This is a genomic window from Flavobacterium aestivum (assembly GCF_026870175.2).
GTDB lineage: Bacteria > Bacteroidota > Bacteroidia > Flavobacteriales > Flavobacteriaceae > Flavobacterium > Flavobacterium aestivum.
On sequence record NZ_CP113977.2, the window covers coordinates 2,722,150 to 2,736,948 of the forward strand.

Below are 14,799 nucleotides of genomic sequence, written 5' to 3' on the forward strand. Positions count from 1 at the left end.
TACTTTACTTTTGAAATATTTTATTTATTCTTTAATTATTTATTTAGAATAAAGTCGACACCTTCAGTTAAGTAGAAACAATTTGGACACGTACACATATGATTATAATTTGTATCTTCACTTAATGGTTTAGCTTTCAATCTCTGTTTTACAATTATTTTTATATTTAAATTTTTAATATCATCTACAGATTTTATATTCTTGCCTTTAATTATTTCATTTAAAATTAGAACTTCAGAGTGAATACCAGGTCTGTTTGCGGCGTTTAGCTTCGTTTCTTCAACAGATCCACCATAAAGTTTTTTATAAATACTGCCTTTGCCACTGTATAAATCTAAACGAATAAAATCTAGATACTTTATTTTGTTTTGGAAATAAGGATCTTCTTTGGCGATAAAGCTATTATAAGATACATCATCAAATTTAAAATCTTGATCTCCAATATATTTTTCTCTATTATATGTAACATAAACTTCTCCGCCGTTAGAATAACCAGCTCCCATAATTGCAGCATCAAAAGTTCCAGGAATAACCTTTAGGCTGGCTTTCAGTTTTGTATTAACTGTATTTCTATCTTGAATGAGAGAGTCAATTTTATGATCAACAACATCTACAAGGCGTTTGTCAGAAGCTCTTAGAGCGGCTACATTATCAGCCCAATTTGTATGCTTGCCATCATGATATTTTCTTGTCTTGTAATGATCTCCATTCTCTTTCCAATAAGTAACTAAGTTAAGATCTTTATTCATTATTTCCATGCCTATAGTAGAAATTTCAGAAAAATCATCAACAAATGTTGTTTGTTCAGCAGTCTTATAACCTAATACTTTATTTAAAACCGCTAATGATATTCCTCTTTGACATAATTTTTCAACAGCTTTCTTATTACTTGTGTTTTTTCCTAATAGTGTTAATTTATTACACAGGTCAGAATTTAACTTATAGGTATCTGGACAGAACGGACACTTATCCTCATTTTCATGTTTTGCAGTGTCGTAATCGTAAACAATGGCCCTATCAGTAGCATTAATTGGTTGTTTTATTATTTGGAATTTTAAAACATCACCAATTTTAAATGCAAGTGCATCGTAACCCTTATCAATTCCGGCTAAAAATACAATTTTACCATCTTTAGCCGCTGCATTGGCTGTTGTTTTTATACTAGATGTTATTGCATTTTCCAATTCAACTTTTGCAGCGTTTTCTATTTTTGGTATAATAGTTTTTACTGCATCAGTAAGTACAATCTCACTAGTTGCATTAATAACATACTCTATTGTGTTTGTGCCTTGCTTTAAGGTAGCCGCCGCTACATCGGTACTAGCCATACTTAAAAGCAAAGTTGCACTGGCAGCTAGTTTTTTAGTTTGATAGACAAAGTCTTTCATAACAGGTGTTGTATTAGAAAGAATACGAACAGCTTTTTTAGAACCATCTATTACTAAATCGGTGATTTCTCCTTTTGCAGATTTTGCTGCCAAAGTTTGTAATTCTTCGCCAGTCATATCCGTTATCATTTCTTTTCCTTCAGAAATTAATTTTACTCTGAAGAGGTTGTCTTTTATTTGCCTTATAACATCACCAGCCGCATTTTCTCCAATAACGGCAAGCTTACCTGTTAACGGTTTTATGAAATTGTATGATAAACCTAAGTAATGGAAAGGATCTGTTATTTTCCCGCAAAGGTTAATTGCTTTTAATGTTGAACTAAAAATTTTGCTAGCAATTCCTTCACCCGCAACTTCGTCTCCAAAACACATTACTATAACTGGACCAATAACTGAACCTACAAATTCAGCTGTTTTACAAGGCTCAGAAGTTGAAAATTGATCACCTATAGTCTCTGATAATAAGTACCATATTTTAGGGAATGTTAAACCGACATCAAATAAAAGTTTTTTAGAGCCGTCTGCTTGCTCGCTAAATATTTTCTTATCCGAAATAGATGCAATAAATTCACTATTATTATTTCTTCCTTTTCCACTAAAAGAAGAAACCAAAAGTTTTGCTAGATCGGGAACCGATTTAACAACATCAACTAGGCCATTATATATTCCGCAAAATAATGCAAATTGAATTTGACTAGGTGTCCCTTTTAATTCTTTGAATTGAGGATAAGACGCGGATACTTTTACAAGTAATTGATTCTGAATAGCTGACAATAAATTAATATAACTAAATACCTCGGCATAGACTGGTTTATACTTTTCTGATGTACAATCGTATACTTCGACAGGTATTTTTGCCTTGTCTATATTCTTACTTAAGAAATCAAAAAGATCATAGTAAGCTGTAAAGTAGCCATCTACAGACTCATACCCAACAGCTGTTATTTTTTCAAATAATGTTTTTTGTTTCCAGTCTAATTGAGATCCCCATGATTTTAAGGCAACTGACATTGATTCATCGAAGCTACTTCCTGAAATAATCTGTTTTACTTTGATTTTGCCCTCTGAATTGTATTCCATCCAGAATACAATTTCATCAGCTTTAATTTCCTCTTTTACATTATCGACATAGAAACTATTATCCTTATAAATGACTCTGTCTGGTTTTTCTGACTCCGAAGTTAAAAGTATGCGACCTTTTATTTGATGAGCTTCTCCAGTTATCCAATTTTTAGAATTGCCAGACATTAAAGCTTCCAACTTATCCAAGACTTCTTTTTTGACTTCTCCTTTAATTAAATTTTTAACGTATAATCCTTTAGTATTTCCCGTTCCGTTTCCAGATTCTCCACAACCTAAATGAGCTGAATAAATTTTTTGGTTTTTTTCTTGATTTATTAAATCGATTGATTTTATATATTTTTCGAGTGCTTCCTGATTTTTTACTTGATCACTGAAAATAAGAATTTTTGATATTTCTGTATATTTAGTGTGTATATATTTGACCTCTTTACAATTTTCAGAATAATTATAGATAAGCCAAACGGTATCGTCTCCATTTAGTTTACTTACTGTTTTTATTGTGTAAATTTCACCTGAGAAATCTCCATTAACGGTGTATGCATTTTTATCTTTATTCCAAATATATTTTACCTTGTTTGAATCTAAGAATCCTGATAAATGTCCCTCAGAAACCAATCCTACTTTTGTAGAAACTATATTGCTTTTTCCTGCGGTAATAAATTTGAAATCAGGAGTTAAACCGTATCCACCAGCTAATTCCCCTGCGCTGCTTCCTTGCGTAAATTGATACAACTGCAAACCTGGAGCATGCATTATTTCCCAATCATTGTGGCTTAATACAGTTCCTGTTCCATAATCCATTAATAAATCAGTGGCTACTGTAGAGTTGTAATTTGTGAATGGATGTTGTAATCCAAAAATACCATGTCCAAGCTCGTGGGCTAGTGTGCGAAGTTTTTTATCCTCTGACTGAGAAAAAACAAAACCAAACTGACGTTTGAGAGGCATGAAGCCTAATATATCTGCTTTGCTAGATGGAACTTTAGTAAAAAAGACATAATAAGTGTCGGCTTTGTAATTGGCTCCTAATTGAGCTTGGAATTCGTTAGTTATGGTTTGTTGTCCATCAGTATAAGTGTTAAGCAAATCGCTGTCACCTGTTTCTATGCTAGCGCCCCAACTGTCTGCTATATCAACTGTTGTGGTAGTAACCTCAAATTGTATTCCTGCTTTGCCATATACACTATTAAGATATTCTTGTGCCTGGCTTTGTGTTGGTGTTTGACCTCCATTCAGTCCGACCAAGGTTATGTTTATTTTTTTGTTGGTTAGATGCCATAAATTCAGCTTTCCAGCTATATCATATTTAGCAGTTAGTTTTATACTGTCTTTTTGTACAGGAGGTTTTACGGTTGCAAGTATCGATTCTTTGGCAAAATCTAAGGTACGCTTTAGCGCAAGCGTGGCCACATTGCCAGACCAAGTAGATGGGATTTCGGTTCCGTTTTCGGTTTTAAATACGATATCGGCAGCTGTTTTTCCGTTGCTGAATGTCGCTTTTGCTGTGACATAATCTTCAGCCTTTGGTGCATCGGATATGGCTTTGTAATGTACATAATAGTTATTCCCATCTTTTTTAGGAATAACATCGTATGTACTGTTAAGTTTGGAGTTAGCCTTTAGTTTAGGATCTTGGTTTGGATTTTCATCCAAGCTATAGAAACCTGTTCCAGCAGCAAAGGTTATGCTAACATCTGGAGATGAAATTTGCTTAATAGTACCACCAGATCCCATACCGTTGGTGTTTTGTGGAGTAGGTACACTGCCAGGAGCTGCTTTTCCTGTTGATTCTATATTACCAACTGGTGCATTGGGAGAAACTGCATATTGCTTGCCATTTCTATCAGTGATTATTACGTCATTATCGGTTTTTGGTTGGGTAACGATAACGCCATTTGTACCTGTTATGGTAAGGGTGCCGTCAGTATTTTTTACAACACTTTTGATTTCAAATTGTACTTGAATAGGAATAACTGTACCAGTATCTCCCAATAGATCGTTGACAGCTTTATCCACATCAACCATACTTCCCCATTTTGGGTCATAACTAGCCACAATCTCCCCCGAAATCAATTTGAAATCAGTATTTACCCCTATGTTATTGAAGGTAATCCGGATGCGGGTGTATTTGCCAATATTAACATTAGAGTCTCCATTTTCATTACTGCCTGCTAAAGCAGCAGCGGCGTCAATTAGCGTTCTAAACTTTTCCAAAAATGGTAAGGTCACATAACCTTCGCCTGAGAAAGTCCCGTTGCTTCCTGTAGATTTCAGTACTACAATAGGGAAATCGCCTGCCGTAACCACATCATTAGGGAATAAAGCGGGTAGTGGTGTTTGATTGGACAGTGCAGCTGGATCTGGCTTGATGCCACAACCCGTAAAGGCAATTTCGTCTTGTGCCAGAGTGGTAAATTCCTGAATATTGCCGTGGGTGTATTCGCCCGGATCGCAGGCAGCTCCTACGGTATATTCGTAGGTAGTTTTGGGTTTTAGGTTGCTTATGAGTACATATTCTCTAGGTGTTACGAGTTTGTACCACTTAGAATCAGCATTTTTTTCTCTATAATTTACTTGGTAGTCATAATTGTCTACAGCACCACTCCAAGTCACTTTGGCTTGTTCTTGACTTACATCGGTGGCGGTAATGGCCATGGGTGGTTTACAGAAAGAGAGGTATTTAAAAGAGTAGGTTTCGCTGTAACCATTGTTTTTAAAAACACCAATTTCTTCGGCTCCCAATAAGGCTTTGGCTTTTACGCGCCATGCATATGTTTTGCCTGGGATTAGTTGGGGCTCGGCAATACTGTATTGTACTGTTGTATTTCGGGTTGTGGTGGTATATAGTGGAGGTGAGTAGGTAAAGGCATTTTGAATAGGTATATTACTGTTCCAAATTTCGACTAGTGAGAATTCGTATTCTACATTGCTCACATTAATGCTTCGCGGTGTCCAGCTAAAGACGATGTTCTGGATGTTTTGCTCCACAATCCCTGCTTGGTTTACAGGAAGGTTTAGGAACGGTGGTTCGTTCTGGAAAATAACTGTGGTAACACTTGATTTCTTGGACAGTTTTTTGTTGGTGGCAAAATCATACACTTCAAATGATATAGTGTAAATTCCCTCGGGTAAAGGTTGTCCATATTGGTTGGGATTAATCCCTTTTATGTTTTGGTATTCAAAATACGGTCCTAGTTCTGCATTGGTTAACTGCGTAGGGATTCCTCCTTCAAGATAGATAGGTGCTTCACCCACTACAAAATCATTGGTTACAAAAGACACTGCTCCCTGAAAATAGCACTTCAATCGTACTTGCCTGTTCATTATGGTCAAGTCATTGAGGATCAATTGCACTTTTATGGGGCTATTGATGCTCGCTGTATTGGCATAATTACTCAGATAAATAGGTGAGGGTTGTGTGAGTTGTGTGCTTATGGTTACAGGATAGGTTTGGGCTTGAGCCAAATAAGGCAAAAGGCAAAAGGCAAGAGCCATGAACCAAAAGGCAAAAGAGGACTGATGAGTAATTTTTTTTAACATTAGGTAATTGTATTTTGACTTCTTAGATTATTATTGGTAATAGGCAATGGGTAATAGGCAATAGGCTTAGAGCTTTCGACTTCATACTTTATACTTCTTACTTCTGAATGTATTTCAACTCCACTTCTTCATTGATACCATTTGCAACGGCTAGTTCGTGATAAAATGGTATTATATTTTGTTCCAGTTGTGAGATGATATCAGCATCTGGTTTTTTATCGGTTATCATTTTATAGACTTCTTCGATTTCTTTTTGGTTGTAATGAAGCAGATTTTCATTTTGTTCTAATCCTTTGGCATCTGCTTTTGAGAGTTTAGAAAATTCGGTTTGCATAAAGCGGTGCGCCTGTAGTTTCTGTTTGGCTTTCTCGCTTCTTTCAACCAATTTTAGATAGGAATTATAACTAATTTTATCGGTTACCTCGCTAGCGTTTTTACCGTGTAGTTTATGAGAATTCACACGGCTAATGGCTGTGGTATATGCTTTTTCAAAACTTTCGTCTTTACTGCTGATTTCTTGCGCTATTTTTTGAATAGCTTGAACAACTAGCTCATTGTATTTTTTTACCACTTCGGCAGCTGTTTGGTGTTCTTCTAAATAATCAATCACTTTGTCCTTGAAACTGGCTTCATCTGGGGTCAAGGTAGCTAGTGTTTGTAAGTGTTCCAGTTGGGTGGTCTCGGCAAGAGGCAAAGGGCGCAATTGCAAATCCTGTAATTGTTGAGTAATTTGCTCTCTTGTTCCCTCTAGTTTATAATCTTTGAAATTTATTTTGAGAATGTTGCCTTCTTGTTGTTTTTCTTCTTTTTTAGTTTCTTTAGGAGTTACTCTTAGTTTTATTTTATCAAATGAATAAGCATATGTTAGAGTAGCAGTGATGTCATTGTTTTTGGTAGTTGTGGTTTTGCCAAATAGCGAAATAACACTCATGTTAAAATTGTGTTTTTCTAAATACAAGTAAGAACCCGTAAGGCGCAAATTGAAAATATCGTTTTGTTTAGTACCGTTGCTAAAACTGCTGTTGTAGCTGGTAGAAAAGGAAGTGTTTAATTTTCTATCCATTAGTAATTTGGTCACGCCCAGTGTGGGACCAAGGATCATGCTGTTTGCCGTTTCCATTTGACTGTAGGTAGTATTGATCGATCCCATAAAGTTTAAATCTTTTGTGGGATAGCCCTGAATATAGGAAATGGCAGAGTTGTAGAAAGTGGTTGCCCCTCCAGCTACTGTTTGTCCTTGTTGCTGATTGGCTGATTCCTGCATTGAGAAATTAGCATTAATGGATTTCTTCAGCTGTTTGTCGTTTTTGATGAGATAGTTTGCCGTTAATCCCAAGTTTTGATTGACTTGTCTAAAGTTTAATGTATCAACATACACTAAACTTGGATCTTGATTGATGTAATCAAACTGATTGCGACTGTTGGTAAAGGATTGAAAATTGGAATAATTGAAATTCAGATTTAATTTTTGATTGGCTCTATAATCAGCCGTAAGAGAGGAAACCAATCTTTTGGACTGACTCATTTTTTGTTTCTCTAAATTGTCTTTTTGCATCCCTAAACTTAAAGCCAGCGATACTTTGTCTTTAAAAATTTGTTGGGTTGCATTTACAGTAATATTCTCTAAATCATTATTAAAATAGTAACTCCCCAAAGTTCTGTAGTTGGGATCGATGCGTTCGTAGCCTAATCCCAGAGTTCCTTTTCCTGCAGGATATACCAATTGCGCTTTTATTGCATTTTGTGAAGTGGTTGTTTCGTTTGATTTTAAAAATAATGAGCCAATTCCTTTTCCTTTGGCTGTGCCATTTAAACTAATATCTTCGGTTATGCTACTGTTGGCATATTCGGTCATGACTTGCAGTTTTTGGAATAACTTAAAACCAGTTTCAAAACTTATTGCTACGTTTTCTTTTGGCGTAAGCCCTAACTCAAACGGCACTGGATTAGACAGTGAATTCATTACATCCGAGGCTTTAAAAAAGATGAGACCCAGATTTATTTTATCGAAAGCATATGAAGTTTTAAAACCATAGCCATAGCGCTTGTAAGTAGGAATTACAGCTGGGATGGCAGCATTATATTCATTACTTTTTAAGAGACGACCATACATGGCACTGACTTTGAATTTTCCCTGTGGGGTAAGATCTACACCAAAACCTGTAAACAAATGCCCGTTTAAAGTATAGGGAGAAAAAGTCATGTTTACGTCACCTATATGGGTTGTTATCCATTTATAGGAGGGATGAATGCTTAACGTTTTTATGGCAACAGGCTTGGTGTACCCAAACTTTTGGGTAGAGTAGGAGAAGGTAAACGGTAAGTTGTACAATCCTGCTATGTTAATATTGATGTTACCATTAAAAAAATACGAAAAAGGTTCCCTTACTGCATTTCCAGAATACATAATTGCATTTGCTGATGCACCACCCGAAACGTTAATCAGTTTGGCCTTTGTTAATTGCTCTACATTGAAGCTTTGTGAATAGCCAAGGGTAGTTGCAAAAAACAGTAAAATAAAAATTTGTATTTTGTTTAAAATCATTTTGATGTTGCTATAAAAAGGGAGTGAAAACAGTATTTTCTTGATCCCTTTTTACGGCTTATTTGTTTATTTGTAAAAATCTAAAAATCCAATAATCTAAATGGTCTAATAATCTAAGATGTCCAACAATCTAATTGATTATTATTTTTCTCAATTGACTTCCTTGTTGCGATTCGACCAGAACGAAATACACACCAGCTGTTAGTCCGTTTAGGCTAAAGTTGAACGTGTATTGGTCTTTTCCTTCTTGATATTTAGAATCGATAATCATATTGTTGGTTAAGTTGTACACCTTAACATGTGTTGGCATTACTTTATCTAGCGTTACATCTACCGCGAAAACACCATTGGATGGATTTGGATAAATCTTAAGATCAAATTTCTTCTTCAAATCGGTACTGTCTGGATCAGTGTATTCACCTTCAACTACTACCATTTTTTTGGATTGTGTAGCGGTACAGTCTCCTTTTTTGGTGTTTAATGTGAGTTCGTATTCACCCGCTTTACTAAAACTTAATTCGGCAAAATCTTTGTTTTTTGAAACCAAGGTAGCCTCAGCAGGTAGAATCCATTCGATACTGTCAGCAATTGGATTACTGATGTCCACAATAATGAATTTTTCGTTCACAAAAACTTGAGATGAGACAGCAAACTCGGCACTAATCGCAGTGTCTTGCTTAGATATTTTTAGCGTATCGGTTGCGTTACAGCCCAAATGGTTTGTTACTATCAACGTGTATTCTGCAGGTTCTGAAACGGTAATAATTGGTTTGTTACTTGTAAAACCTTTGGTCGATGTCCAAGAATATTTGGCTTTATCATCAGCAATAGTTGCGTTGATGGTAAGCGATTGATCGAAACAAAGTGTTACATCTTCGCCCAGATTGATGACGTCTTTTGGTGGATTCTCGATAGTGTAGGTTTTGTTAATCACGCAGCCTTTGAAATCCGTTACTGCCACCGAATATACTTTTGCGGAAGCATTACTCAAAACATTCGATTGTTCTCCCGTGTTCCATGAATACGTATAAGGGCCTTGTCCTCCAGATGAAGTTAAAACTATAGTAGCATCAGATCCTTCAAAACAAGTTGGTTTTGTAATGGTTTCGGCTGTTGCCAAATGAATAGGGGCTGTGATTGTTATCTTTTGGGTATTGGTACAACCATGACTATCAGTTACCAAAACTGAATAGTCAGCCGGCGGAACATCTTGCAAACTTGCTGTTCTTGTACCAGTATTCCATAAATAGGTGTATGGTGTCGTTCCTCCTGTTGGCGCGGTTGTGATGCTCCAATCATTGGCATCACCACAACGGGTATATTCGGATGCTAAAGTATTGTTTAAAATATCAGGTTGGGTAATGGTGATGTTATCACTTTGTTTTGTTAATCCAAATGAATCTGAAAGGACTACGAAGTAAGTTCCAGCGCTAATATTTTCTAAAGTGGCAGCCTGTCCTATAACATTTTGCGGGTCGGTTGTTTTATACCATTTGTAATAATAGATTGGTGTTCCTCCCGAAGCTGCCGCTTTGATACTGGCAGTAGCATCGCCATTACATTTTACAACGTTGATTTGGTTTATCGAAAGCATCAACGGATCTATTTTATCCAAATCTTTTTCAATAATAGAACAACCTTTGGCATCTGTTACAGTAATAAAATATTGTCCGGCAAATATATTGTTGATGCTGGTATTGGAAGGCTGATTTAGATCCGAATAAATTAAATCTTTATTGCTGTTATACCATAAATAATTATAGTTTGGAGTTCCGCCTGTTATCTGAATTTTGATACTACCATCCTGTCCGCCTAAAGCAGATGGTGGAGTTTTAGTCACTTTACTTACGTATAATAATCCAGGTTCTGTAATAGTTATGGTTTCTATGGTTTGGCATTGATTATCATCAGTTACAGTAACAGTATAAACTCCTGCACGAAGATTATTTATAGAGGTAGTGTTTTTCCCGTTGCTCCAGTTAATGGTATGATTCCCTGTTCCGCCTGTAACAGTAAGGGCAATGCTACCATTATTGCCATCATAACATGAAACATTGGTCTGGGTATAAGTGATTTTTAATAGAGGAGGCTCAATTATTGGTGCACTTTGCATTGTAAATGTATTGTTTTCGACATCGGTTACTGTAAGGGCATACGTTCCAGCCACCAAGGTTTCGGAAGGGTTGGTAGTAGAGGCAGTAACGTTTGGCGTTAGTACATTATACCATTTATAGGTGTAATTTTTATTGGCATCTAGCACACCAATTGGAGCTCCACCAGTTACAGTTGCTTCTAATATTCCAAATTTATCTCCATGACACTTGATGATTGAGGTTGGATTTTGAGAAATAGCCGTAATTAATAATTTGTCCGGTTGTATTAAGTTGTAGGGATTAGAAGTTGTACAACCATTTGCATCTGTAATTGTTAGTGTATAATTTCCTATTGAGAGTTTGTCTAACAATAATGTATTTCCAATCATTGAAACGTTTGATTGATTCCCAAAGCTGTATTTGTACGGACTGGTTCCTCCAGTTATTTCTACTTTGACACTTCCGTTTTGGGTTTCAAAACCGGTTAGGTTCTTTACTTCCAGGTCTGTTATTAACAAAGGATCTGTAGGTTGGCTAATGACAATAGGGTTTAACAATGACGCTGTACATCCATGGGGATCAGTTATGACAACGCTATAGGTACCCGAAAATAAACCAGGAATAGTGTCTGATTTTCCTAGATTTGTTCTTGCAGGTAATGGAGTATTTTCGTTTGACCAAACTGCTGTATAAGGTGCGGTTCCTCCCTCTATTTGTATGCTAATTGCCCCAGTTTGTGCTCCATGGCATAAAATATTGGTTTGGGCTGTTGCATTAACCGTTAAAAGTGCTTTTTGATTAATAAGTTTGTAGTCTAATTGTTCAGCTTCTGCAAAAGGGCCATTAGGCTCCGGATTGGCAGAGTCTGTTACTTTTACAGAATATTCTCCAGCAGTTAGCTGATCAATATCTTGAAGATTTGAAATGAAATCTTGAGATGAGGTTTGCTCATTCTTTTTGTACCAAGCAATTTTATAAAGTCCAAAACCTCCTTTAATATCGGCATGAAGTTTTCCTGTTGGAGTTCCGAAGCAATATATAGATTGTGTTTCTTGAATGTCTACAGTCAGTTCATCATTTTCTGAAACAATGCAATCAATGGTTTTGGTACAATTAGTATTATTAGCCTTTACGGTTAAATGATAAGTTCCTTTGCCTAAATTATTAATGCTTAGGTCAGTACTTATTACAGTTGCATCATTGTCTTTTGTCCAGGAATAGTCATAAGTTGTGCTTGTCTCATTCTCTACAAGACCACCTGTTATAGGTGCAATTGTAATAGCTCCATCGGTTAAGTTCTTACCGAAAATGGAAACTTTTTTTACTATACGTTCAGGAATATTTATTTCTGAGGGTGAATTGATTGTAATATTATTTATTTCAGCTTTACAATTTTTCGCATCGGTTACTAAAACGGAATAAGTTCCGGGAATAATTCCAGAAATGTTTTGAGAGGTTTTGTCGTTACTCCATGCATATGTATAATTTGGAGTTCCTCCATCAACAGTAATTTCTATGGCACCATCAGCTTTTTCAAAACAGGAAGCATGATGTTGCTGTGTTGTTTTATCACTGATTACTGTTAATGATTTATTGGGTTGGGTTAGGGAGTAAACATGGGATAAAACAGAATCATAACTATCTCTAATTTCTACTTGATATTTTCCCGTTTTAAGCCCAGCTAATATTGGATTTGTTTCGTTTGGAAGCTCTATAAAAGTTTCTGTTGGTTGAGCATTATCTGATTCATACCATTGGTATTGATATTTTTTGATAGCCGCATTGGAATCCAATGTTCCACCTTCAGCTTTTACTTCTATGCTACCGGTTGCATCACCATAACAATTTATATTTTTTTCTGAGATGTCTTTTATTGATAATGTTTTTAGAACGACTGGAACACTAGATTTTGTACACCCTAATCCGTTATTGTCAATTACGGTTAAAACATAAGTTCCATCTCCTAGTTTATTAATATCACTACTATTGGGATTTGGGGCCATGGGATTAGCATCTTTTGTCCAGAAATATTTGTAATTTCCATAACCATTGGTTACAGCTATCGATATAGCACCACCATTTGGATTACTTGGTGTTGGTTGAGATTTTGAATAAAATTGAACGGATAATAAGCTTGATGGGGTAGTAATTGTTTCACTATTTGTGTATGCTTTTAAAGGCGTAGAAATAATTGTTACTGGAAGTGTCTCTGTATCAGTTATAGTATATGTGTACTGACCCGGAGGTAAATTGGTCGCTATATATTTATAAATACCATTACTAGTACTTGTAATTGGTGCTGATACACTATATATATTATTTGAACTATCTTTCCATTCTATTGCATAATTTCCCGAACCTCCTTGTATGTTTAATGTTATTGCACCATCGTTTGCTCCTTTACATTTTTCATCCGTTTTAGTGACATTGCAAGAAATTTCTTCTCTTACTTGGAAAGTTTTTGAGTCATTGGGGCAACTTAAATGATTACTTGTTATTACATAGGTTCCAACAGATAGGGTACCAAGATTATTTATTGTTTCGGTACCTTTTTTGCAAACAGTACTATATCCAGGCGTGCCTGCTAATGGGGCATCAAGGACTATTTGTCCATTATCTGGACCTAAGGCAGTTTTGTTTATTACAGTTCCTGATATTCTAATTGCAGGAGGAGCTTGATTTATTTCTATAGATTGTGGTGCTATTACACAGTTATATGCGTCAGAAACATATATTGTATGGCTTCCAGTGACTAAGGCATTAGTTATGACTGAAGAATTAAAAACTACATTACTTTCTATTATATTGTTATTTAATACACGGGAATATTTATAGGGTGATGTACCACCTTGAGCAGTAATTAGGATTGATCCACTTTCTGTATTACATTTTGGTTGAGTTGCTGCTGCCGTGAAAGTTAATTGAGGTTGACTTTTTACCGTAAAAATAGGAGTCTTAAGTGGTATCGAGCCATTTTTTGGATAAGGACCAATACTTTGAGCTTGATATATGATATAATATGCCCCTGAATTAAGACCCGTAAGTAAATATTTAAGATTTTTAATGTCGGATTTAGATACTATCTTATTCGCTAATGGTAGATTTGTAGCAGAATCATGTACTGTAAAAGAAAGTTCTTTCCCATCCAAAAGTTCGCCGTCAAAAGCTAATTCAACTGATCCAGTCTCTCCATTACATTTTATATCTGTCACATTTATAGGAGTCATTGTTGGGCAAGATAACTTATATGTGAAATTTATAATATTAGATGTTCTTGATTGGTATTGTCTAATAATTTCTTCTTTTTGTCGATTATTAATTTCATTGGCAGCATTCATACATACAATGTCATCTTCACCGTCCCAGTATCCGTCTCCACGATCATCACCCCAAGGGTCTAAAACTGGTACCCATACGGCTTGTGCACACCCGCTGTAATCAGGCCCTGGAGTAAGAGCTTCTCCCAATTTTTCGCCTGCATCGCAATTCATTTCCACCCAAACATAAACAGTTTTGTTGTCATCAGAATCGCTTAGAAAGTCTTTTCCTGAGATTTTTAGAGTAGATTTTAAATTATAAGGAGAAGGGAAGTCTTTAACAGCTCCATCAGCTACTTTGTATTTCCATCGATAATAGCTATTATCAATATTGTCAGGAAGGGTAATAGTTAAATCTTTATTATCACTTAAATACAAAGGTTCAGTTGAGGGAATAATAGTTACAGAAGGTCTCGATGCAATTTTCACTCCACTCAATCCATCACCCGGGGTGGAATTCTGTATATAAGAGCAGGAATTTAAAGAATAAGTTTTATCTCTATTAGCTGGACCACCATTACAGCCAGCAAAAGTTTCCCACCTTATTACTATTCCATAGTTTACCTGTGTGATGGGGTTGTTTTTGGTATAAGTTGTTTCAAAATGAATAGATTCATTCACTTTTCTACCTGTGAAAAGAGAAATTTCGCTTCCGTTTGCATATTTTGTAGATACATTTTTTAATCCATAAACATCACCACAGCAGTTACTACAAGTAGCTATGTAGCCCGCTATATGCAATTTATATTCTGCATTACCTGTTAAGGTTACCTGTCCAAATCCTTCAATTCCAAACAGGAATATAATTAACAAAAAAATATTTCTCATAAAAT

At 35.7% G+C, this 14,799-nt stretch carries 3 protein-coding genes; all 3 read right to left on the bottom strand.

Annotated elements, in window-relative coordinates:
• Positions 1 to 35: 35 nt before the first annotated feature.
• Positions 36 to 6,011, bottom strand: a complete 5,976-nt coding sequence (locus OZP08_RS11835; RefSeq protein WP_281321918.1) for a fibronectin type III domain-containing protein — start codon at positions 6,009 to 6,011, stop codon at positions 36 to 38.
• 97 nt (positions 6,012 to 6,108) lie between these two features.
• Positions 6,109 to 8,556, bottom strand: a complete 2,448-nt coding sequence (locus tag OZP08_RS11840; protein WP_281321919.1) for a hypothetical protein — start codon at positions 8,554 to 8,556, stop codon at positions 6,109 to 6,111.
• Positions 8,557 to 8,686: 130 nt separating this feature from the next.
• The gene (locus tag OZP08_RS11845) at positions 8,687 to 14,794 is read right to left on the bottom strand and encodes a T9SS type A sorting domain-containing protein (protein WP_281321920.1); all 6,108 of its coding nucleotides are present in this window, start codon (positions 14,792 to 14,794) and stop codon (positions 8,687 to 8,689) included.
• Between the last annotated feature and the right edge of the window lie 5 nt (positions 14,795 to 14,799).